This is a genomic window from Collinsella tanakaei YIT 12063 (assembly GCF_000225705.1).
Classification (GTDB): Bacteria; Actinomycetota; Coriobacteriia; order Coriobacteriales; family Coriobacteriaceae; genus Collinsella; species Collinsella tanakaei.
This window is the reverse complement of the sequence record NZ_JH126475.1, coordinates 1-22,176: the sequence shown is the minus strand read 5'-3', so window position 1 is coordinate 22,176 and position 22,176 is coordinate 1. Positions and strand designations below refer to the sequence as shown.

Annotated in this window: 16 protein-coding genes; 11 read left to right on the top strand and 5 right to left on the bottom strand. The window is 58.8% G+C overall.

What is annotated here, in order from left to right; translation table 11 throughout:
• Positions 1-183: 183 nt before the first annotated feature.
• Entirely contained in the window at positions 184-2,214 is a 2,031-nt protein-coding gene (locus HMPREF9452_RS10570; RefSeq protein ID WP_009142126.1) for an elongation factor G, read from the bottom strand.
• Between the two features lie 211 nt (positions 2,215-2,425).
• Between HMPREF9452_RS10570 and HMPREF9452_RS10565 the strand changes: the two genes are divergently transcribed.
• A complete protein-coding gene (locus HMPREF9452_RS10565; protein WP_009142125.1) occupies positions 2,426-3,385 on the top strand; it encodes a glycosyltransferase family 2 protein in 960 nt (319 codons plus the stop codon).
• Complete coding sequence (locus tag HMPREF9452_RS10560; protein ID WP_009142124.1) at positions 3,378-5,840, top strand: YfhO family protein; 2,463 nt, start codon at positions 3,378-3,380, stop codon at positions 5,838-5,840. Before HMPREF9452_RS10565 ends, HMPREF9452_RS10560 begins: the two co-directional genes overlap by 8 nt.
• A gap of 123 nt (positions 5,841-5,963) precedes the next feature.
• Here the strand turns inward: HMPREF9452_RS10560 and HMPREF9452_RS10555 are convergent, their stop codons facing one another.
• Together HMPREF9452_RS10555 and HMPREF9452_RS10550 are read right to left on the bottom strand one after the other, a co-directional pair.
• Complete coding sequence (locus HMPREF9452_RS10555) at positions 5,964-8,375, bottom strand: 5'-nucleotidase C-terminal domain-containing protein (RefSeq protein WP_009142123.1); 2,412 nt, start codon at positions 8,373-8,375, stop codon at positions 5,964-5,966.
• A 276-nt stretch (positions 8,376-8,651) separates the two neighbouring features.
• A complete protein-coding gene (locus HMPREF9452_RS10550; protein ID WP_009142122.1) occupies positions 8,652-9,605 on the bottom strand; it encodes a tRNA dihydrouridine synthase in 954 nt (317 codons plus the stop codon).
• Positions 9,606-10,080: 475 nt separating this feature from the next.
• On the opposite strand from HMPREF9452_RS10550, the gene HMPREF9452_RS10545 reads away from it, so the two are divergent.
• From HMPREF9452_RS10545 to HMPREF9452_RS10530, 4 genes are all read left to right on the top strand, one after another.
• Positions 10,081-10,302: a cupin domain-containing protein gene (locus HMPREF9452_RS10545; protein ID WP_147568286.1), complete on the top strand. Its 222-nt coding sequence runs from the start codon at positions 10,081-10,083 to the stop codon at positions 10,300-10,302.
• Between the two features lie 240 nt (positions 10,303-10,542).
• Positions 10,543-12,540 carry a DNA gyrase/topoisomerase IV subunit B gene (locus HMPREF9452_RS10540; RefSeq protein WP_009142121.1) on the top strand — a complete coding sequence of 666 codons (1,998 nt, stop codon included), beginning with the start codon at positions 10,543-10,545 and terminating at the stop codon, positions 12,538-12,540.
• A gap of 78 nt (positions 12,541-12,618) precedes the next feature.
• Positions 12,619-14,859: a DNA gyrase subunit A gene (locus HMPREF9452_RS10535; RefSeq protein WP_009142120.1), complete on the top strand. Its 2,241-nt coding sequence runs from the start codon at positions 12,619-12,621 to the stop codon at positions 14,857-14,859.
• Between the two features lie 69 nt (positions 14,860-14,928).
• The gene (locus HMPREF9452_RS10530; RefSeq protein ID WP_009142119.1) at positions 14,929-15,507 is read left to right on the top strand and encodes a hypothetical protein; all 579 of its coding nucleotides are present in this window, start codon (positions 14,929-14,931) and stop codon (positions 15,505-15,507) included.
• A 380-nt stretch (positions 15,508-15,887) separates the two neighbouring features.
• Here the strand turns inward: HMPREF9452_RS10530 and HMPREF9452_RS10520 are convergent, their stop codons facing one another.
• On the bottom strand, positions 15,888-17,111 hold the full coding sequence (locus HMPREF9452_RS10520) for an ATP-binding protein (protein ID WP_009142118.1): 1,224 nt from the start codon (positions 17,109-17,111) through the stop codon (positions 15,888-15,890).
• A gap of 566 nt (positions 17,112-17,677) precedes the next feature.
• On the opposite strand from HMPREF9452_RS10520, the gene HMPREF9452_RS10515 reads away from it, so the two are divergent.
• The 5 genes from HMPREF9452_RS10515 (at position 17,678) to HMPREF9452_RS10495 (ending at position 21,043) form a co-directional block, all read left to right on the top strand.
• On the top strand, positions 17,678-18,631 hold the full coding sequence (locus HMPREF9452_RS10515) for an Abi family protein (RefSeq protein WP_009142117.1): 954 nt from the start codon (positions 17,678-17,680) through the stop codon (positions 18,629-18,631).
• A 216-nt stretch (positions 18,632-18,847) separates the two neighbouring features.
• Positions 18,848-19,450, top strand: coding sequence for a Type 1 glutamine amidotransferase-like domain-containing protein (locus tag HMPREF9452_RS10510; protein ID WP_009142116.1), 603 nt, complete (start codon positions 18,848-18,850; stop codon positions 19,448-19,450).
• 115 nt (positions 19,451-19,565) lie between these two features.
• Positions 19,566-20,246, top strand: a complete 681-nt coding sequence (locus HMPREF9452_RS10505) for a DUF3800 domain-containing protein (RefSeq protein WP_232205062.1) — start codon at positions 19,566-19,568, stop codon at positions 20,244-20,246.
• 202 nt (positions 20,247-20,448) lie between these two features.
• On the top strand, positions 20,449-20,646 hold the full coding sequence (locus HMPREF9452_RS10500) for a hypothetical protein (RefSeq protein WP_009142114.1): 198 nt from the start codon (positions 20,449-20,451) through the stop codon (positions 20,644-20,646).
• Complete coding sequence (locus HMPREF9452_RS10495; protein WP_040363097.1) at positions 20,633-21,043, top strand: hypothetical protein; 411 nt, start codon at positions 20,633-20,635, stop codon at positions 21,041-21,043. Before HMPREF9452_RS10500 ends, HMPREF9452_RS10495 begins: the two co-directional genes overlap by 14 nt.
• 853 nt (positions 21,044-21,896) lie before the next feature.
• Here HMPREF9452_RS10495 and HMPREF9452_RS10485 read toward each other — a convergent pair.
• On the bottom strand, positions 21,897-22,176 hold a 280-nt coding region (locus HMPREF9452_RS10485), incomplete at its 5' end, for a hypothetical protein (RefSeq protein ID WP_040363094.1).

The window sequence follows — 22,176 nt, the reverse complement described above, 5'->3', positions numbered from 1 at the left end:
TTATCCCCAAGTAGACAGCCATGCCGCCCCAAAGAAACGCCTGGTAAAGCCAACCCGCAAAACAGGTATACACGCACTTTTCTGAAAACGATGCAATTATCCTTCAGAACTGCGCAGGCGCACCATTCAGGACCCGTTTTCACAGCCGCTTTTCCATGAAAATCGCCTGATACTCGCCGCACCTCACTCCGCAAAGAAACTCGCATCCGCCTTTCGCCACGGGCGCAGCCGATCAAAGTCGATCTCGACGTGCGCCTGCGCGGGAACCTGATCCCATGCCACGTTGTAACCAGCACCGTGGCTGCAAAAAACGGAGTCGGGCGTGTTGGCAAGATCCGCCACGGGATCATAGGCGGCCTCAGCGATAACCTGCTCGGCGTTATGGCAGGGCCGGTAGCCTGCATACTCCAAAAACAACCTTCCGCGACCTCCCGAATACGCACTCACCTCCAGCGCGTAGGAACCAATCTCAGAAGCCGGCGCCGCGCCCGCAATCTCCGCGCGATCGCCCTCGGCGACCGGCGCATCGAAATCGCCACCCATACGTTGCAAGTCAGCAAGTGCGCGACCCACCTTGTCCGCCGGAACGCCCAGTCTAAAGCGGTACCACGGTTCCAACAGCCGGCAAGCCCCCTGCTCGCGCGCCGTCATCAGCGCCTGACGAATAGCGCGGTAGGTTGCCTGCATAAAATCGCCGCCCTCGGTATGCTTCAGGTGCGCGCGCCCGCCCAGCAAGGTGATGCGAACATCCGTCAACGGGGCACCGGTCAGCACACCGGGGTGTTCGCGCTCCAGCACGTGGGTAAGGATAAGCCGCTGCCAGTTGCGGTCCAAATCATCCTCAAGGGCGCGGGTGCCCGCCTCAACGCCCGCTCCGCGCTCCGACGGCTCCACCAGCAACTGAACCTCCGCATAATGGCGCAGCGGCTCAAAATGACCCGCCCCGCGCACCGGCGCGGTCACGGTCTCGCGATACAGGATGCCTCCGGCGCCAAAGGTCACCTCGAGCCCAAAGCGATCCAACAGCTGACGCGCCACCACCTCGCGCTGAACCTCTCCCATAAGCTGCACGTGCACCTCTTGCAGCTGCTCGTGCCACGCAACGCCCAGCAGGGGATCCTCGTCCGCAAGCTCTCGCAGCGCCTGCACCAGCGTGGTAGCGTCCGCACCCGCGGCGTTCACGCTGTAGGAAAGCACGGGCGCCAGAGCAGGCTCGGCCGAACGCGCCTCCGCGCCCAAAGCACTCCCCGGCAGAACCTGGGACAATCCGGTCACCGCGCACACGCGCCCCGCCGGCACCTCGCGCGCGATCTCAAACGAGTCGGCATCATAGATGCGCACCTGGTCGACCTTCTCGTTCCATGCCGCACCACGGTCAAAGCCGCTCAACTGCTCCTTGGCGCGCAGCACGCCGCCGGTGACCTTGACCCAGGCCAGGCGCTCGTCATGCGCCCCGCGACTCACGCGGTACACGCGCGCGGCGAACTCATCCGGCCACGTCTTCTCCTGCACCAGCGCGACCACGCCGTCCAAAAACTCCTCGATACCTTCCATGCGCAACGCGGATCCCGCAAAGCACGGAAAGACCTTTCTTTGGACGATGAGCCGGCGAATCGTCTCGGCAGACAGAAAGCCGCTCTCCAGATACTCATCCAACGCGTCTTCATCGGTCGCCGCGACGTCTTCTAAAAGCGCGGCAGCGCCCTCCCCCGCCCCGCCAGCTGAAGCGACCAGCGCCGACAACGCGTCGCCGTCCACAACCGAAGGTGACAGGCGGCGATGCATCTCGTCCATAACGGGACCGAGGCCGTCCGCGGCAAGATCGAGCTTGTTTACAAAAACAAAGGTAGGAACGTTATATCTGGCGAGCAGGCTCCACAGGGTCTCGGTATGGCCCTCCACCCCGTCGTTGGCCCCCACAATAAGCACCGCGTAGTCCAGCGCCTGCAGCGTGCGCTCCGCCTCTGCGGAGAAGTCGACGTGGCCCGGCGTGTCGAGCAGCATTACGTGCGCACCCGCCCAATCCAGCGAGGTCTGCTTCGAAAAAATCGTGATACCACGCTCGCGTTCCATGGCGTCCGTGTCGAGGTGCGCATCGCCCTTGTCCACGCGCCCCTGCCGGCGAATGGCGCCCGCGCGGTACAGAAGAGCCTCCGCCAACGTGGTCTTGCCCGCATCGACGTGGGCGACAAGACCTATCACGGCCTGGGACATGAGCGCTCCTATCTATGCAGGCCACGGCTGCCCGCGGCGGTTTTGCAACCCATTTATTGTATCCCGCCCATGCAACCGAGACGCCCGAGCTTACATGCGGCGGTATATGGCCAGTTTAGCCAAATCGAAACGCCAAGGCCTATACTTAAATGATCGAAAAACCAGCAAATAAAAGCGCTATCGCCTCGCGCAGTGACTCGGGGGTATCACATTGAACGCACAGCAAACTCTATCCGTTGTTGTTCCATGCTTCAACGAGGAAGAGAGCCTGCCGCTCTTTCTCAAGGAGCTTTCAAGCGTAGCGAAAAAGATGGAAGTCGAGCATTCCCTCGCCTTCGAGGTTATCCTTGTCGACGACGGCTCAACGGACCGGACGCTTGACGTTATGAAAGAGCAAGCGAGCGCGCACGATCCCCTTGCCATCAAATGGATCTCCTTCTCGCGCAACTTTGGCAAGGAAGCAGGTCTTCTCGCAGGATTGCAGCACGCCACGGGCGATTACGTCGCCACCATGGATGCGGACATGCAAGATCCCCCATCCCTCTTGCCGCAGATGTATGAGATTCTCCAAACGGAAGACTATGACAACGTCGCCACGCGACGCACCACGCGCCAAGGCGAACCGCCCATCCGATCATTTTTCGCCCGGATGTTCTACCGCCTCGTCAACCGCATCTCCAAAACAGAGATTGTCGACGGCGCACGAGACTTTCGCCTTATGCGCCGGTCCATGGTTGATGCAATTCTATCCATGCCAGAGTACAACCGTTTTTCCAAGGGCATATACGGCTGGGTTGGTTTCAAAACAAAGTGGCTGCCCTACGTCAACGTAAACCGCGTCGCCGGAGAAACCAAGTGGAGCTTCTTCTCCCTTTTGCTTTACTCAATCGATGGAATCGTCGCCTTCTCTACCGTCCCGCTCTCGATCGCCTCTGTTATGGGAACGATTTTCTGCATCGTCGCGTTCATCGCCCTCATCTTTATCTTCTTTCGCGCACTGCTGTTCGGCGATGCCGTCCAAGGCTGGCCGTCACTCGCCTGCATCATCATCTTCATCGGGGGCATTCAGCTCCTCTGCCTTGGCATCATGGGCCAATATCTTGCCAAGACCTACCTTGAGACCAAGCACCGCCCCCTTTACATTGTGAGGGAGAGCAACATCGATGAATAAGAATGGTTGCAGAACTCTTTTATTTTGGGCCGTCTGCTTCACCCTGCCCATCGCCATGCTTGCCGTGCAATCCGTCTGGGCGGGTACGTATCCCTTTGGTGCCCAATCCTTTTTGGCGGACGATCTTAGATATCAATATATCGACTTCTTTACCTGGTACAGAAGCTTGTTGTGCGGACAGGGAAGCATCTTTTACTCCTTTGCCCAAGGCATGGGATCCAATACCTGGGGGCTTTACAGCTACTACCTCGCCAGTCCGTTTAACCTGGTGACCCTGTTGTTCGACCAAAACCATCTCACCCTTGCCATTTACGTCATCGTCGCGCTCAAGCTAGGATGCATGCAGCTCGCCATGACCTGGTATCTCAAAAAGAGGTTCTCCCTCTCCCCTGCGTGGGCGCTCACGCTTGGGCTTTGCTACACCTGGTCGACCTGGACGGTAACCAACCTGCGCAACCCGCTTTGGCTCGACGCGCTCATCATCCTGCCGCTCGCCGCCTGGCGCTGCCATAGGCTCATCATAGGCGGCTCATTTGCGCCCCTCGCCGCAATAGTCGCCATTGACGTGATCACCTGCTGGTACATGGCCTACATCACGCTGTTGTTCCTCTGTCTGTTCGTCCTCTTCGAGCTGGCGGATCATATAACGTCCGGCGCGCGCGTCTCCGCCCGCTGGGTCGCCGGCAGGGCGGGGCGCTTCACATTCGCCATCGTTCTTGGCCTTTTGCTCTCCTCCTGGACATTCGTTCCAACCGTACTCGCTATGCTGGGAGGCTCTGGTTCTTCCCAGATTTCCCCCCTTGCCACCACGCCCCACGCAATCCTGCTTGGCTTTCTTCCCTCGCAATGGGCACCGGACGCGGTACCGCAATTCTTTGCAGGCATTATTCCACTCGTGCTTTCCGCCTGCTTCCTTCTCACCCCAAAGGTCGATTGTAAATTCAGGCTCCTCTCATTCGCATGCCTCGCGTTCATGGCTGCATCGAGCATTTTTGGCGCTCTCCAGTTTGTATGGTGCGGCATGCGAGTTCCAAACGGGTTTTATTCTAGAACCGCCTTCCTGTTCACCTTCCTGCTCATCTGGACCGCAGCGCATTACCTATACGCACGCGCGACAGCAGAAAAATCGGAGGAAGAAACGGCTCGTCGCCTAGTGTCGCCCATTGCAAAGAACGCAGCGCTGACCGCCCTTCTTTTGTTCGCCTGCGTCGATTTGGGGCTCAACGCCCACTCCGCATGGGAAAAGATCTATTACAACTACACGCAGGAGCAACATAACGCCTACGTTGAAGAGGCTGACGTGCAGCTCGCTCAGATCAAGCAAGCGGACACGGACCCCTTCTACCGCTTCGACAAGACGTACAACAGAATCGGCGCCTCGTTCAACGAGGGCATCTCGCACGGCTTCAACCAGCTCTCGTCCTATTCGTCCGCAAACTCCCCTGCCGCCATACGGTTCCTCAACAGCATGGGGTATAGCAGCGTGGGGGAGTTCTCAACCGTCTACGCTTCACCCGTGCTGGCAATGGATAGCTTGCTTGGCGTGCGCTACGTCGGCACCTGGGGAACGCCCGCAGGATACCGCGCGACCGGCATCGAAACCCCAAGTAACGGCGCCTCCATTTCGTACAACCCATACGCGCTTTCCCTAGGCATAAGCGTCGATGCAAACTACAGCCTCGCCATCCCCAATGGGGGCAATCCATTCGAGCGCCAAAACGCTCTGTTCTCAGCAATCACGGGCTCCACGGTTGAGCTCTACCAAAAAATCGATGCCACGCAACACGATGCAGACGGACGCCTAAGCTGGACCGTCGATGTTCCGGCCAACAGCATTGGCTATGCCTATGTGGTACGCGGCGAAAACGCGGGAAGCTACTCCCCCGTCTCATTCAGTGTCGACGGAGGCCCCCTCATAAAGGAAGGCTGGCGTTTCTCCAACAACGTGCGCGAGGTCAACAGCCAGATTGTGGAGAGCGCCACAACCCATACCGTAAACATCGACCCGTTCTATGAGGGCGGCGCTGTCCCCGCTGGCACGGGCTGCTTGTTCTACGCGCTTAATATGGACGAGTTCACCCGCATCCATGACAGCCTTTCGCAGGCACAGTTTGTCCCCAACGTGTTTGAAGACGGCCACGTCTGTGGCATATACACGGCCGCGCGCGACACCACCCTGCTGCTCTCCATACCCTACGACAAAGGCTGGCAAGCCCGCGTGGACGGCAGCGAGGCTCCTATATCGCCCGCGTTCGACAAAGGCATGAGCTCCATCCCCGTCTCTACCGGCAGCCACACCATCGAGCTCACCTACCGCTCTCCCGGCTTCACCGCCGGCCTTCTCCTCACGCTGGTAGGCTGCGGCGCCATGGCGTTCATTGGCATATGGACCGTTCGCAGGCGCAGGCGCAACGATGCCAGCCCCACAGCCAGCGCTCCTTCTTTGCGCAGCTAACCGTTGCAGAAAGGGCGCTCCCGCATGCAACGGCGGGAGCGCCCTTGTTTTTGGACGATTACGGCCTACGGATGGTTTGCGTCCGCTTGACCAGGATCACCCTAAGATGGTCACCATAACCGATTACTTAACGCCATCCTTGATGAGGTCCTTGGCGAGCACAAACACCTTCGCCCCCTCGCAGCGCAGGGTGGAAGCCGTGGGCTTGAGGTAGGATCCATCCGCCTCGACCGAACCGGTCAGAATGCCCTTGGAGGCAGCCCATTTAAGAGCGTCGACGGCGAAGACGGACTCCTTGCCGGCGTCCTTGCAAGAACGGTAAGCATCGTCGCTGGTCGCTACGGGCGCCCCGGCAGCGCGCCACACCAACGTGACAAGCTGCTCGCGCGTCACCGTGTCGTGGGGGCCAAACAGGTTGGCCATCTCGCCGTTCGCCTTGGTATATCCGCTGGTAAGTCCGTTCTCATACGCCCAGTTGAGCGCGTTGATGTAGTAGGCCCCATCTTCAACATCGGTAAACGGCGTCTTGTTGGCGCCCGGTTTCTCGCCCGACGTCGCATCGCCGGAAATGCGATAGAGCACCGTCACAACCTGCGCGCGCGTCATGTTGTCATAAGGCCCAAAGAAGCCGGTGGAAGCGCCCGAATCGTCTGAATACCCCTTCATCAGCTCGGCGTCGACCGCCTGGCCCACCACGCCGGCGAACCAATCGGTGGCGGCAACGTCCTTAAAGCCAGTGCCGGGCTTGGTCGCGTACGTGATGCGGCCCTCGCCGGTGGCGTTGGCATAGCGCTCGCCCACTACGCCCTTGAGGTCGTTGGTGATGTAGTTGATAAGCGCCTGGTTATCCAGGATCACGTTCTCCTGCAGCACCTTGTTGTCCCTGAACATGGTGAGGCCGTCGCCGCCTTCAAGCAGCATGTATCCGTGGGATGCGACCTTGTACGTCTTGGTGGCATCGATCGCCTGGCCGCCCACCTTGACATCGAACACGCGGCGCTCTCCGTCCACGCTGACAAAGTTGCCGTTCTCATCCGTCTTTACGGACGAGGGGATGGAGGCGTCGATCTTGTAGCTAAGGCCGGACACCTTCAAAAAGCCGCCAAACTCCTCCGGCGCGTTGGAAGCGCCCATCTCGAGCGCATCCAGAATCTCCTGGCCAGTAGCCTCGATCAGGCATAGCTCGTTGCCGTAAGGCTGAACGGAGAGCAGGTCGTTGTTGGTAATGTCGCCGGCAGCGATGGATGCGCGCACGCCGCCGCCGTTAGCCAGCGCGATGCCGGCTCCAACCGCGGCACGGTAAGCGTCCGCGACCAGGTCGCCCATATTGGTCTCATGGTGGCGAACCTGGCGCACGCCGTCGGCATCCACAATGGTAAGGGCCACGTCGGTCTTGCCCACAACCTTGTTGAGGACGTCAGCAAGCTCGCCGTTCACCTGGTCGACGACCTTCTTGACCGCGGCGTCCTCGTCCTTGCACTCAGACGCCGGGACCAGCTGCGCGGTAACGTCCTGGCCGTCCGCTGCGTCCGCATCGATCACCAGGTTGCCCACGTTGGCAAGCTTGGTACCGGTCTGCACCAGCACCACCTTGTCGCCATCACTGTTGGCAAGCGTCTGGATGGCACCCGCCGCGACCTCGGAACCAACCGTCTTGTCATAGGCCTCATGCGAGTGGCCGTCGATCAGGGCGTCGATGCCAGTGGTGTGCTTGATAACGGCCTCGCTAGTCCAGCGCGAGGTTGTACCCTCGATGCCCAGATGGCCCACGGCTACCACGTAATCGGCACCCTGGGCGCGAGCCTCGTCCACAGCGCTCTGCACCGCGGCGTATAGGGCCTCGCCGGTTTCATCTTGGCAGAAGCCGTAGATGTAGTTGCCGGCAGCGTCCTGGAAGTTTGCGGGCGAAGACTTGGTGAGCGTCTCGGGAGTGGAAATGCCAACGTAAGCGACCTTGAGCACGCCGTCCGCGTCATCTGCGGCGACATCTGCATCCTTGTAAGTCTCGATGGCGAAGGGCGCGAACACGCTCGCCTTGGAACCGTCAGCGTTAAGCTTGGTGAAGTTGCAGGAGAGATACGTGGTGCCCGCCTGCTTTACCAGCGCGTTGAACTGGTCCATGCCGTAGTCGAACTCATGGTTGCCGGGGATTGCGTAGTCGTATCCCACGGCGTTCATAATCTGGACCAGCGCCGCGCCCTTGGTGAGCGTTCCCACGGGACCGCCCTGGATAGCGTCGCCCGCGTCGACCAGGGTCACGTTGTCCGCGCCGTACAGGCCCTTTTGCGCGTTGGTATACGCCGCGACGCCGGCATAGCCAATGCCGGTCACGTTGCCGTCCTTATCAACCTGCTGGTCGATAGCGCAGTGAACGTCGTTGGTAAAGACAATGGAAACAGCGCCGTCTTTTGACGCGCCGTCAGCGCCGGCAACCCCGGCAGCGTAGGCTCCCGCGGGCGCCACCGTCACGGCACCGGCGATCAGTGCCGCGGCACCCAGCGAGAACAGGGCCCTCCGAACAATCGGCTTACTCATGCGCAGTCCTTCCTTAAATGGTTGGCGAATGCAATCCTTGCCTACTTTAAGCGACAAGTGACATCGGATTGTCATGCCTGCGTAACCCCATGCCCAAGCGGTTGACATGCCGTGCCAAACGGCAAGGCGACACGTCAGAGGGCCGTGCGACTCGCCGGGAACCCCTGCGCACCCGGTGCATTGTAAAGAAGTGCTTAGCCACGTGTAAGCGTTCGCGCCCGGCGCGGGCCATACGGCCCCACACCGCCTGGCGCCGCCCGATGCTGACCGTGCTTCCTACGCCCTAAACACCGGCACGGATGCGAAGGCTTCCCCGCTGAAGACCCCCGCCACCGCATGCTCGTACTCGTCCACGCAGCGGACCTTGCGCACCGCGCGATGCACCGCCAGCGGGTCGGCGAACGCGAACTTGGCGTAGAACCACCACTCTTTCATGCGAAAGACCGCGTTGCCACCCATCTCGTCCAAATACGCTGAGAACAGCTTGTCATGAAAGCGCTTGAGCTCCGCCGCCGTAGCGGGCGCGCCGCCGCGCACCATGCGCGCCAGGGCGGGGTTTGCCAACAGCCCGCGTCCCAGCATTACGTGGCGCGTCTGCGGATACGCCGCGCACAGGGCGTTATACTCGTCCACGCTAAAAACGTCGCCGTTGTACGCCACGGCGAAAGGCGCGCGGCGCAGCGTCTCGCCATAGGCCTCCTGGCGCGGGGTTCCCTGGTAGCGGTCCTTTTGCACGCGCGGGTGGACGATGAGCTCTGCCAGGGGCAAGCGGCAGTACAGATCGAGGATCTGCCTGTATTCCCGGTCTTCAACGAGTCCCAACCTGGTTTTGACGGAGACGGCTATGGGCGAGCGCTCGCACACGTCTTGCAGGAACGCCTCCAGCTCGCCGGGGTTGCGCAGAAAGCCCGATCCGCGGCCCTTGGCCACCACCGTTCCGGACGGGCACCCCAGGTTGAGGTTGACCTCTGTGTAGCCAAGCTCCGCGAGGACCTGCGCCGCCCACACGAACTCGTCCGCGTTTCTGGTAAGTAGCTGAGGTACCACATTGAGCCCTTGGTTGTTTTTGGGATCGATCTCTTTGAACGCCTTCTTACCAAAGCCGGAGCCCACGTGCGGCGGGGCGAGAAACGGCGTGTAGTAGCGGTCCAGCGGGCCGAAGCATTCCGCGTGCACGTTACGGAACATGTATCCGGTAAGCCCCTCCATGGGGGCCAGCGACAAGATCATCGAGTCTCCTCAAGCAAACATCAAGCAATCATCAAGCAAATACCAGCAGGTAGAACCTAGCGTTAGCACCCCCGGTCGCATGCATGCCGCGCGACGCGGGGGCGCGGGCGTGCCGCGCGCCGTGCGTGAGCCGCACGCGGGCATCTTCCCCTCGCATGTCGAACCAGGGCGTAGGGCAACAACACTAAAGCACGCGGTCCGCCCACGCCAGAACATGCAGAAAAGCGACAGCATCATCGCAATGTCGACGCTCCTCCTGCGCCAATACGAATGCCGCCCATGATTCTCAGCTCGCGGTCCGTCAGTCCCATCTCGGTTTGCTTTACAAGCAAGAGCATCTCCTTCCGCCCGTTGGCGCAGTCGCATGCCGTCGCACGTAAACACGCACGACCCGCCGGTACGCTCAAGCAGCTCGACGCCCAGCCCCCGTTCCAAAGCGGCAATCTAACGAGAAGGCGCTGGCGGCCAGGTTCTTATCTGCGTTGAGGGCGAGGGCCGGTACCAGGAAGAGGGCAAGCCCGCCCAGAGCCTTGTGCCCGGCGACATCGTGGAGATCCCCGCAAACGTCAAGCACTGGCACGGTGCCAAAGCAGGCTGCTGGTTCAGCCACCTTGCCTTCGAACTCCCTGGCGAGAAGCGCTCCAATGAATGGCTCGAGCCCGTCACCGAAGAGGCATACAACGCACTGGAAGCGTAAATCTGCCTCAAGAATGCGGGAGCGCTCCTTGAGCTTTCTTGTGCATATGCGTGTACCCTCTCTATAAAGAAGCCCCACGTGCTCTGATCATCTCGCTCGGCAAAAACTCCCCGAACGAAGCTATACACAAACATTTGTTCGATGGATTTCGATTGGACGAGACCCAATGCGAGCTGGGCTATGCTACGGTATTCATCTATGACTACATAGACGCAAAAGGGAACCACCGAGAGAGCGAGCATGGCAAAGAACAACGCAAACTATGGCAACGACAGCATCCGTCAGCTCAAGGACGAGGAGCGCGTACGCCTGCGCCCCGCCGTCATCTTCGGCTCGGACGGGCTCGACGGCTGCGCGCATGCCGCCTTCGAGATCCTGTCCAACGCCGTCGACGAGGCGCGCCAGGGCTACGGCAAGCTCATCACCCTCACCGCCTTCCGCGATGGCTCCATTCAGGTCGAGGACAACGGCCGCGGCTGCCCGCTCGACTGGAACCCGTCCGAGAAGCGCTTTAACTGGGAGCTCGTTTTCTGCGAGCTCTATGCCGGCGGCAAATACAACAACAACGAGGGCGGTGACTACGACTTCTCGCTAGGCACCAACGGCCTGGGCTCCTGCGCAACCCAGTACGCCTCCGAGTACATGGACGTCACGGTCTGGCGCGACGGCAACAAGTACTCCCTTCACTTCAAGAAGGGCAAGGTCGTGGGTACCAAGAAGAAGGCGCTCGAGATCGAGCCCACCGACGAGGACCGCACCGGCACTACCATCAAGTGGCGCCCGGACCTGGAGGTCTTCACCTCGATCAGCATCCCCCACGAGTGGTATCGCGAGACCATGCGCCGCCAGGCCGTGGTCAACGCCAACGTGACCTTCCGCCTACGCATCGAGGGCGACGACGGCGAGTTCGCCGAAGAGGATTTCTGCTATCCCAAGGGCATCGAGGACTACGTGCTCGAGAAAGTGGGCGCCGACTACCTCACCGAACCCTTCTTCATCGAAGCAGACCGCCGCGGCCGCGACCGCGAGGACCTGCCCGACTACAACGTCAAGATCACGGCCTGCTTGTGCTTCTCGCGCACCTTCCAGATGCAGGAGTACTACCACAACTCCTCGTGGCTGGAGAACGGCGGCTCGCCCGAGAAGGCCGCCCGCAGCGCGCTGACCAGCGCAATCGACGCCTACATCAAGCAACAGGGCAAGTACAACAAAAACGAGAGCGGCATCAAGTGGCAGGACGTCCAGGACTGCCTGGTGCTGGTGACCAACTGCTTCTCCACCCAAACCTCGTACGAGAACCAGACCAAGAAGGCCATCAACAACCGCTTTATCCAGCAGGCCATGACGGCATTCTTCAAGGAGCGCCTCTCGACCTATCTGATCGAGAACAAAGACGCCGCCAACAAGATTATGGAGCAGGTTCTCATCAACAAGCGCTCGCGCGAGAACGCCGAGAAGACCCGCCAGAGCATCAAGACCAACCTGCAGCAGAAGACCGACATGGCCAACCGCGTGCAGAAATTCATCGACTGCCGCTCCAAGGACAAGACCCGCCGCGAAGTCTACATCGTAGAGGGCGACTCGGCGGCGGGCGCCATCCGCACCTCGCGCGACGCCGAGTTCCAAGGCGTCATGCCCGTCCGCGGCAAGATCCTCAACTGCCTGAAGGAGGACTATCCGCGCATCTTCAAGTCCGACGTCATCATGGACCTCATGCGGGTGCTGGGCTGCGGCGTGGAGATCAAGGATAAGCGCATCAAGAACCTGGGCGCCTTCGATCTTGATAACCTCAACTGGAGCAAGGTCATCATCTGTACGGACGCCGACGTCGACGGCTACCACATCCGTACGCTCATCTTGACGATGCTCTACCGCCTGGTGCCCACGCTTATCGACGAGGGCTACGTATACATCGCCGAGTCGCCGCTCTACGAGATCAACTGCAAGGAGAAGACCTACTTCGCCTACACCGAGCTCGAGAAAAACGATATCTTGGCAGAGATCGGCGACCAGAAGTGCTCCATCAACCGCTCCAAGGGTCTTGGTGAGAACGACCCGGACATGATGTGGCTCACCACCATGAACCCCGAGACGCGCCGCCTGATCAAGGTGGAACCCGAGGACGTCGCCAAGATGGAGACCATGTTCAACCTATTGCTGGGCAACGACGAAGCGGGCCGCAAGCGCCATATCGCCGAGCACGGCAAGGAGTATCTCGACCAGCTGGACCTGCAGTAAGGGCTGGCGGCTGCCGTTGCGCGGCCCCGACCGCATCAAGATAACGACCCCTCCCCCAGGAAGCATCAAGAGGAAAACGTGGCTAAGAAGAAAACCAACACCCAGAACAAGAAGAAGCAGGTCAACACCGATAACGTCATCGGCCTGCACTCGGAGGTCACGGCGCAGCCCATCACGGAGACGCTCGAGACCAACTACATGCCGTACGCCATGAGCACCAACGTCTCTCGTGCCTTCCCCGAGATCGATGGCTTCAAGCCCTCGCATCGCAAGCTGCTCTACACCATGTACAAGATGGGCTTGCTGAAAGGCGATCGCCAGAAGAGCGCCAACATCGTCGGCCAGACCATGAAGCTCAACCCGCACGGCGATGCCGCCATCTACGAGACGATGGTACGCCTCGCCACGGGCAACGAGGCGCTGCTGGCGCCGTTCGTGGAGTCGAAGGGCAACTTCGGCAAGTACTACTCGGGCGACCTGAGCTACGCGGCCTCGCGTTACACCGAGGCAAAGCTCTCCCCCATCTGCGCCGAGATCTTCAAAGATATCGACAAGGACCCGGTCGACTTTATCGACAGCTACGACGGCGCCATGAAGGAGCCGCGCCTGCTGCCCACCACGTTCCCCAACATCCTGGTCTCGGCCAACAAGGGCATCGGCGTAGCCATGGCCTCCGACATCTGCGGCTTCAACCTCAACGAGGTATGCACCGCCACCATGCACTTCCTCGAGAACCCCGACTGCGACCTACTCGAGTACATGCCCATGCCCGATTTCTCCACCGGCGGCGAGATCATCTACCGTCGCGAAGAGATGGAGCGCATCATCGAGACGGGCCTGGGCAGCTTCCAGATCCGCTCGCGGTGGCGCTGGATCCCCGCAGAGCGCATCATCGAGGTTTACGAGATCCCCTATACCACCAAGACCGATGTCATCATCGACCGCATCGTCAAGCTCTCCAAGGAGGGCAAGGTGCGCGAGATCGCCGACATCCGCGACGAAACCGACCTCTCCGGCCTGCGCATCGCCATCGACCTGAAGCGCGGCGTCGACCCCGAGAAGCTCATGGCGAAGCTTTATCGCATCACCACGCTGCAGGATTCGTTCTCATGCAACTTCAACGTGTTGGTCGATGGGTACCCCCGCGTGATGGGCGTGCGCCAGATCCTGCACGAGTGGGTCGTATGGCGCGTCCAATCCACGCGTCGTCGCGTGAACTTCGACCTGGGCAAGAAGTCCGAGCGCCTGCACCTGTTGCACGGTCTCGAAGCGATCTTGCTCGACATCGACAAGGCCATCGCCATCATCCGCGGCACCAAACTCGAGGCCGAGGTAGTCCCCAACCTGATGCGCGGATTTGATATCGACGAGACCCAGGCCGAGTTCGTCGCCGAGCTCAAGCTGCGCAATATCAACGAGGAGTACATCCTCAACCGCACCAAGGACATCGCGAAGCTCGAGGGCGAGATTGCCGAACTCGAGGAGATCCTCTCGAGCGAGGAGAACATCAAGAAGGTCATTTCCGACGAGCTGGCGGCGGTCAACAAGAAATACGTCATGCCGCGTCGCACGGGCCGCATCGAGCCCTCCGACGTCATCGAAGTGAGCCTGGAGCCAGAGGTCGAGGAGTACCCGGTCACCATCATGCTCTCGCGCGAGGGCTACCTCAAGAAGATGACGGACCGCGTTCTGCGCAAGGCCGCGGAGCTCAAATACAAGGACGGCGACGAGCCCTTTATCGAGTTCCCATCCGCCAACACGCACGAGCTCTTGGTCTTCACCAACAAGAGCCAGGTGTACAAATGCAAGGTCGCGGCATTCGAGGACACCAAGTCCGCCCAGCTGGGATCATATCTGGCAACCGACCTCGAGATGGATCCGGATGAGAGCGTGATCTGGGTCATCGATCCCGAGAATTACAAGGCTGACGCGTTGTTCATCTTCGAGAACGGCCGCGCGGTGCGCGTCGCGCTTGCCGGCTACGTCACTAAGACCAACCGCAAGCGCCTCAAGAACGCCATCTACGGCGGGTCCAAGCTGCTGTACGCCCAGGTGCTCAAAGAGGACCGTGACATCGCGCTGGTCTCGAGCGACTATCGCCTGATGAACTTCAACACTTCGCTCCTCAAGACCAAGACGACCACAAACACCCAGGGCGTCCAGGCCTTCACGGCAAAGAAGGGCCGCGTCATCACCACCGTGAGCACCACCGAGGAGGTGCTGGGCGCCGGCGTCTCCGCGGAGAAGTTCACAGCCCAGAGCCTCCCTTGCGCCGGAGCCCTCATGAAGGATGACGACATGCCGAGTCTGTTCGACTAGAAAGGCACTCCGGTCGCAACCGATTTGGCAATGGCCGAACTCGTTTTTTATTGGCATAAAGGAGAAAACATGAACGACGAGGACCTCGGCCTGCCAAAACCGGAAGACTACGATGGCGATTCTTTTTGTGCCTTGGACTACCTGACGGGAGAATATGCGACCGCAAGGACACTCGAGGAGGCCATCGACATTCGAGGTGCCAGGGCGTTCCTTAGGAATGTAGCTCCGGACGACTTCATAAATGACGATCCACATGACACCGAAAAAATCGGAATAGCAGAACTGTGGTCGAGCTCGACCTGGAGGGAAGGCGAGGTCGAGCGCGATGTTGCCCGCGAGAGGTCGGCGAGCTCTCTCAAAGAGAATGATCTGCTCGAATTGCGCCCGTGCTCAGAAGCCGTCAGGGAGTGGGGCTACAGATTCCACCTCGCAGACGGGTCCGTGACGCCTTACGAGCCCTACCACGACTATGACGATCTGCTATTCCAAAGGAACCTCAAGAATCTGGCTGGAGGCGAAAGGCTTATATGCCGCGTTAGGAGCGTCTCCTGTTTTGGTGAGAACGGTATCGACGTCGACCCCGCATTCTGCTGGCGCGTTTACTCATGCAAGGTCACGGTATACCGAGACCGTTCAGCATTAACTTAGACTGCCCGAACCATCTCACCGGCATCGAGAAGGCGGAAATCTCCTGTGTCCCATCCTTGGGCTTCGCATCGTTGCAGAGTATCACGCCCCCCGCTACCGTCGCTTCGCTTTATTATTTGGGTCGAGCCACCTCCATCTCAATGGGCAAACAGCAGGATGTCACAGAGATTGCCCTAATGAAAAAGCCCTTGACCTTTCCGCAGATCAAGGGCTTGGACGGTGTCGTTTTTCGTTACTCCCACTCAGTAACAGGAGCCGTTGGTCAAAAGCTCATTAACTTCAACACGAGTTCTCGGCTTGCCGATTCCAAGTGAGTCAATGGTCCTCATTTAATACTCACGTCACTCATACACCGAGAAGCAAAGAAATCCGGCCGTCGCTCAAATAAGGTCGCCATTATCTTTCATAAACGACACCATGTTAAGATGTCTGACCCCATCTCTCTCCTGCAGCAGGGGATCAAGCGTGAAAAGGTATCGCGGATACCCGTCCCTGATGTAGCCGAATGGCCTGTACTCACGCTCTTCCACGTTCCTATCGGCAATTGTCATCGAAACCTGGATGTAGGCATAGGCGTTGCGCCTGCGGGCTATGAAGTCGCACTCCAGCTTCCCGATGCGGCCTACGGATAGCTTATATCCCCTCGAGCGGAGATAGATGTACAAAGCGTTTTCCAACGAGGGCCCGTAATTCAGCCGGACATCGATGTTGCGCGCAAAATAGATACCCGGATCCGCAAGGTAGTGCTTCTCCTCGCCACGCAACGATTTGCGGGACTTAAGGTCGAATCTCTCGCATCTGTAGAGCACCTTGGCATCAACGAGCATCTGGATGTAGGAAGCGATTGTCCGCCGCTCGACGGCAATGCGCTCCGTCTTAGTGAAATAGTCATGAAGGTTGGTGAGGCTCGTTGGCGCACCATAGTTGTTGATGACGTAGGTCATGACACGGTTGAACGTGTCAATGTTCCGGATCTTGTTGCGAGACCTGATGTCCTTGTCGACGATCTGCCCAACGACATCCTCGATGTAGCGAGCCTTTGCCTCGGGATCTTCGTATTCCAGAGACCGAGGAAACCCGCCATAGCGTAGATATTCGTCAAATTCGATTCGCGCATCACCGACCGCCTTGCCCATGAACCTCTTCATATCGAGGAACTCGGAAAAGGACAGGGTGAACATCTCGAACTCCACGTATCGGCCCGTGAGCTTGGTCATCAACTCGCCAGACAGCAGATACGAGTTGGAGCCTGTGATGAATATCGAGAAGCCGCCATCCGAGTTGTAGGCGTTCACGACCTCCTCGTAGTCTCGAACGTTCTGCACCTCATCGATGAAGAGGTATTTGAAGTCGTTGTCAGCCAGAAGCGACTCGATCTTTTTCTCCAGCTGCTCAGGCGTCTTAATCGAGCGGTTTCCGCGCTTATCAAGATCGAGGTAGATGATGTCCTTATCTTCGACACCGCGATTTCTCAGTTCTTCGGCAATCGTTGCCATGAGGCACGATTTGCCGCAGCGACGAATACCTGTGATTACCTTGATCAGATCGTCATCGTAGAACGGTCGAATCTTTTTCAGATATTGCTCGCGATGGTACAGCTTCATGTAAATCGCCTCCTCTGCCTAGCTTATCAGAGGAGGCGATAATCGTCAGTTAAGACACTAATATTTTTGATTTTTCAGAAGTTGGTTCCTTAAACCTTATTCCCACTCGATGGCTCTGTATTTGTCGTCCCGTCATTCTAGTTGCACCCAGTTTTCGGTGTCGTCTCGAACCGAATGCCGCCAAATAACACCATGTCTTGTTTCGTCGGCTTCGGGGACAAAAGTTGGGACAACTCCAAAAACTTTTTTCAAACTCAGTGTTTTGAGTTTTTGTTTTTGTCCCAAAGGGCGCGGCGGACCGCCTTTGGAGGCTCGATTTCGCCGAAAACGCCCGTTTTGAAACTCAACCGACCTTTAGCGTGCAAGCCGCCAGCTTCAACCGCAAGTGAGTCAGCGCTGGTGGTTTTCGAGCCGTTCGCAAAACCGCAGGTCACAGGTCTTTGGTATCGGTGGGCAAAGTGAGTAGTCTCGGGGGGCTTGCCCATGAGTTGACAAGCAAGCCTTCAGAGTTTCGAGAAAACATACTGGTAGAATACGGTCTGCAAATCAATGACAGGAGACCGACGATGGCCGATATCCCGAGCAGGAAGCCCATCCTCACAATAGAACAGCAGATCGAGCACCTGAGGCGGAAGGGCGTCTCCTTCGAGCTGTGCTCCGAAGCGGAAGCCGCGCGCATCCTGGCCGGCCAAGATCACTATTTCAGACTCGCTGCCTACCGCGTGTTGTTCCCCAAACGCGTAGGCGGGCCGCGAGACGGCCAATACGCCGGGCTCGACTTCGGGCACCTCGTCGACCTCGCCGCCATCGACCGCGAGCTGCGCAGCTTCCTGCTGCCGCTGACCCTCGACGTGGAGAACTCCGCGAAGACCAGGCTGGTCGAGCGCATCACCGAAAAGCCGGACGAGGACGGCTACTCGATCTTCTCCGACTACCTCGCAGCCCTCAACCACGGCGACCGCAACCGCAGGGAGGGAGAGCTCAACCGCCTGAAAAACGACGCCTACCTCGGATCGCTCGTTTCGAGGTACCCGATTGGCGAGATGCCGGCGTGGGTCTTTCTGGAGCTGTCGTCTTTCGGCGCCTTCGCCGACTTCTACCTCTTCTGCGCCGATCGATGGGGCGATTCCGAGATGAGGGACGAGCACTACATGCTCAGGCGCGCGAACTCGCTGCGAAACGCCGCGGCGCATTCGAGCGCCATCGTGAACGGGCTCGGCTCGTCATCGAGCGCGCCGCAGCTGAGGTACCCCGCGCCGCTGGCCGCGGCTCTCGGCGAAATCGGCGTGTCCAAGCGCCTCAGGCGCTCGAAGATGCGCAATCCACGCATCCTGCAGATGACCGTCCTCGCTTACGCCTACTCTCGATTCGTTCCTAGGGAGAAAGCAGAAGGGACTCCCGAGAGGCTACTCGCTCTTGCCGACAGGTCCGAGCTTCACGGCGACTGGTACGCGGGCAACACAGTGATAGCCTCGTCGCACGACTTCATCGCGATGGTCTTCAAAGCCTGGCTCGGGTAGGATCTGCTTCCCACTTGCGCGCAAGCTTTGCTCGGTGCTGATGCGCGCGTCAAGCATCCATGGGATTGACAAAGAGGCGTTTAACTGCATAATGGACTCTAGTTAGAAACCCTCGGGTTTGCGGGGCGGGATCGTGAAAGCGATTCTGCCCTATTTTTTTGCTCGCACATTCCTCTTCTCGACGAGCAATTCCGGGCTATCTAAAGGAGAACATGGATGAAGCTGTTTTTATGTTCGCACTTTTCAAGTGTAGGAAGTTTGATAAAAGAAGAAATTGATAACAAGAAAGTCGCATTTATTCCCACAGCTTCGCTGCGTGAAGGCTACACCGGTTATGTCGGCTCGGCTCGAAAGCTATTCAATAAACTGGGAGCAGCCGTAACGGAAATTGATATTTCAACGGAGGCTTATTCAACGATACGGTCCATTTTTGAAGATGCGGATGTGATTTATTTTACCGGTGGAAATTCTTTCTTCCTTATGGACCAGCTCCGTAAAACGGGAACGGATGAGCTGTTGAAGAAGGAATTGGCAAGGGGAAAACTGATGATCGGTGAATCGGCGGGGGCGGCTATATGCGCTCCTACCATCCAATATATTGAGCAAATGGATGAAAAGCCGGAGGACTACTCACAGGAAGATGATGCAGGGCTTGATTTGATCGATTTCTATGTTCTTCCGCATTATCTTACGGCACCATTTAAGAAGGTTACCGAGAAAATAATGACTGAGTTTTCGGATTTGAATCTATGCCCAATTAACAACCGTCAGGGAATTGTAATTGATGGTGAAGGCTCAAAGGTTATTTGCAAAGACTAATTTGAAAATTCGAGTGTCCTTGAATTTTCGGCCAGTACATGATACAAGGTAATTGGTTTTCCGTATGGAAGGCTTCCAAGTGCCGGGGACGTTTTCCCCGGCTTTTTTCTTATCCATGAGAGCAATGCGAGAACTCAGCATCTTCGTCGACGAGTCGGGAAGCGGCGGCCTCTCCGACCGCCACTACCTGCTCACCGTCGTCATGCACGACCAATCCGACAGCATCGCGGACTCGATCGAGGCATATGAGAGCGCCCTCCGCACGAAAGGGCTTCCGGACATACCTTTCCACGCGTCGCCGCTCATGAACGGCAAGGACCAGTACTCGGGACTCGACCTGAGGACGCGCAAGATGCTGCTCGGCTCGTTCCGAGTCTTCTTCCGACACATGCCCGTGAAGTACCACACCTTCGCATACGCGACCAAGCAGTTCGCCTCGCTCGACAAGCTCGCGGGGACGATGCGGAGGAACCTCGTGAACTTCCTGTTCGACAACCTCGCAGAGCTGCAATCCTACGATATGGTCAAGGTCTACTACGACAACGGCCAGCACTCCATCGCCGAGTCCCTCCATCGCGCGGTCGAGTACGCGCTGTCGAAGGACGTCGTCGTCTACCGATCGGCGCAGCCCTCCGAGTACCGGCTTTCGCAGGCGGCGGACTACATCTGTACCATGGAGCTCACGGCGATCAAGTACGCGGAGCATGCGGTCACTGCCACGGACGAGAAGTTCTTCGGCAAGTGGTCCGATTTCAAGAAGGGCATACTGAAAGAGACGCGCAAGAAGCTCGTCTAAAGAAAAGCCAACAGCGCCGTGTTCGTTGCAGGATTTCATCGAGATGTACCGCTGCCATTGGTTCCACGCATTCGCGAAATGAACCAGCCTCCTGTCGACGTCTATTCCCATGAACAGTCGCAAGTCGGCGGCAATTCGGCGGATGCGCAAATTGAGCCTAGAACATGACCCGGCGACTGCAAATAATTGAAAAGAGGAGTTCATGGCCCATCTAGCATGCCCATGCGGGAACAGCCTTTCAAATAGCTGCGACGGGGATGAGACAGAATACTACTTCGTCGAGAACGAAGTCATCGAAGCCCATCAGGATGACTTCGCCTTCTTCGAGCTTGAGTACAACGGCCTGTCAACCGAAATCTGGAAGTGCGGCGTCTGCGATAGGATGATTGATCTTCGATAGTCCAAACGCCCCAGTCTCGCGCTACATGAGGCGCATCGATGCCGAATCGCTCGGCAAGAACGAGCTTGACAGCGCGCACAAGAGCGGAATCTGCTTCAACAACCTCCTGTTCAACGAGGTGGGTTGGTTCGTTGACAGCAAGCGCGAATCGAGCGGAGAGCCAGACTACGAAATCCTTGGCAACCCCGGCGAGCCGGACAGGGGCCCGCTGTTCACTTGTTGCATGATGGAAGAGCGGATATTCAGTCACGAGAACGGAAGGTTCCACAACTGGTGGTATGCGGACCTGTACGACGACCTCATCGTCTTCTACGCGCCCTTCAAGGACGGAGAGAAGGATACGGTCCCGGTGAAAGCCTGGAGACGATACAACCAGGTCTGGCGGGGCAAGGAATAGCCGCGTCCCTCGCTATCGGTCGTCGTGCGGAAGAACCGACGTTGCCGAGCGGCAGTCCAATCGCTGCAACCCCGATTTGAGTTTCACGGGCTAAGAAACGGCCTCGTTTCACCCTCGGGGACAAAAACCGCGCGTTCATTCACTTAGGATGAATCCTTACTCCCATTCCCCTGAGTGCCGCCCCGTGCCTTGCCGTCTTGAAACACGGGGAGTAAATGGTGAAATCGCAGGTGAAAGGGAGTAAAACGGCGAAGAATAAGCCTCCGTCCCAACGCGGGAACGGAGGCTCGATTACGGCTTATAGGACAAAAAGTGTGTCTCGATAGAACACATGTTCCCCTCATGCTAATCCAGCCAGAACGGGAAGGGGTCCTTGCGGTGGAGTTCTTCCCAGACAGCCCTGTCGCCCCATTCCGGCCTCCCATCGCCTTGCTTCGGGGATGACGGGTAGACGTCGTAGAGCAGGTCGATGTCGGCGTCCCTCGGCATGGTCGCCAGCTTCTCCCTGGCGGTCCTCGCGTCGCCGGAGTGCGCGTGGCACCACCAGAACACGGCCTTCACGCGCTTCAGGGACGTGAGCCCCCTGTGGTTGCGGAGAACAGCCCTGAGCTGGGCGTTGACGCCTCCCTCTATCCTGTTGTTGGTCGAAGGGAGCGGGCCGGCCTTCGTGAGCCCGGGGTCGAGGTAGGTGAAGAGCGTCCCCGCCGAGACCAGCGAGGACAGCTGTATTTGGTCAAGTAAAAGTTTCCGAAATGGTAAAAGGAGCTTTCCGATTTGGTAAGCGAAAATTTTCCGAAATGGTAAGGCCCACGGGGCGGGCTCCCGCGCCCGCCCCGCCGACCGTCCGCACGTCCTACAGGTAACCCGAATCCTCCGCCTCGAGGAGCCTGTCGAGGAGGTCCGGAAGCACCTCCAGCAGCGCCCTCGACGGGGCCGGGTAGTCGAAGTCGGTCCCCTCCACGGAGATCTCCAGGGAGGGGCAGCCCTCGGCCTCGCCGGTCGACACGGCCCAGCTGGTCACCCTCCATCCGTCGAGTCCCGGGAACTTGGCCGTCACCGCGATCTCCGCCTCCGGGTCGAGGCCCTCCAGCCAGTCCATCGCCTGCCTCGCGTTCATGCGCGTCCCCCCTTCC

Coding starts and splice junctions, on each gene's coding strand:
- HMPREF9452_RS10560 (WP_009142124.1), top strand. CDS start 3,378: ATGAATAAGAATGGTTGCAGAACTCTTTTATTTTGGGCCGTCTGCTTC.
- HMPREF9452_RS10540 (WP_009142121.1), top strand. CDS start 10,543: ATGGCAAAGAACAACGCAAACTATGGCAACGACAGCATCCGTCAGCTC.
- HMPREF9452_RS10550 (WP_009142122.1), bottom strand. CDS start 9,605: ATGATCTTGTCGCTGGCCCCCATGGAGGGGCTTACCGGATACATGTTC.
- HMPREF9452_RS10520 (WP_009142118.1), bottom strand. CDS start 17,111: ATGAAGCTGTACCATCGCGAGCAATATCTGAAAAAGATTCGACCGTTC.
- HMPREF9452_RS10510 (WP_009142116.1), top strand. CDS start 18,848: ATGAAGCTGTTTTTATGTTCGCACTTTTCAAGTGTAGGAAGTTTGATA.
- HMPREF9452_RS10500 (WP_009142114.1), top strand. CDS start 20,449: ATGGCCCATCTAGCATGCCCATGCGGGAACAGCCTTTCAAATAGCTGC.
- HMPREF9452_RS10505 (WP_232205062.1), top strand. CDS start 19,566: ATGAGAGCAATGCGAGAACTCAGCATCTTCGTCGACGAGTCGGGAAGC.
- HMPREF9452_RS10570 (WP_009142126.1), bottom strand. CDS start 2,214: ATGTCCCAGGCCGTGATAGGTCTTGTCGCCCACGTCGATGCGGGCAAG.
- HMPREF9452_RS10555 (WP_009142123.1), bottom strand. CDS start 8,375: ATGAGTAAGCCGATTGTTCGGAGGGCCCTGTTCTCGCTGGGTGCCGCG.
- HMPREF9452_RS10515 (WP_009142117.1), top strand. CDS start 17,678: ATGGCCGATATCCCGAGCAGGAAGCCCATCCTCACAATAGAACAGCAG.
- HMPREF9452_RS10530 (WP_009142119.1), top strand. CDS start 14,929: ATGAACGACGAGGACCTCGGCCTGCCAAAACCGGAAGACTACGATGGC.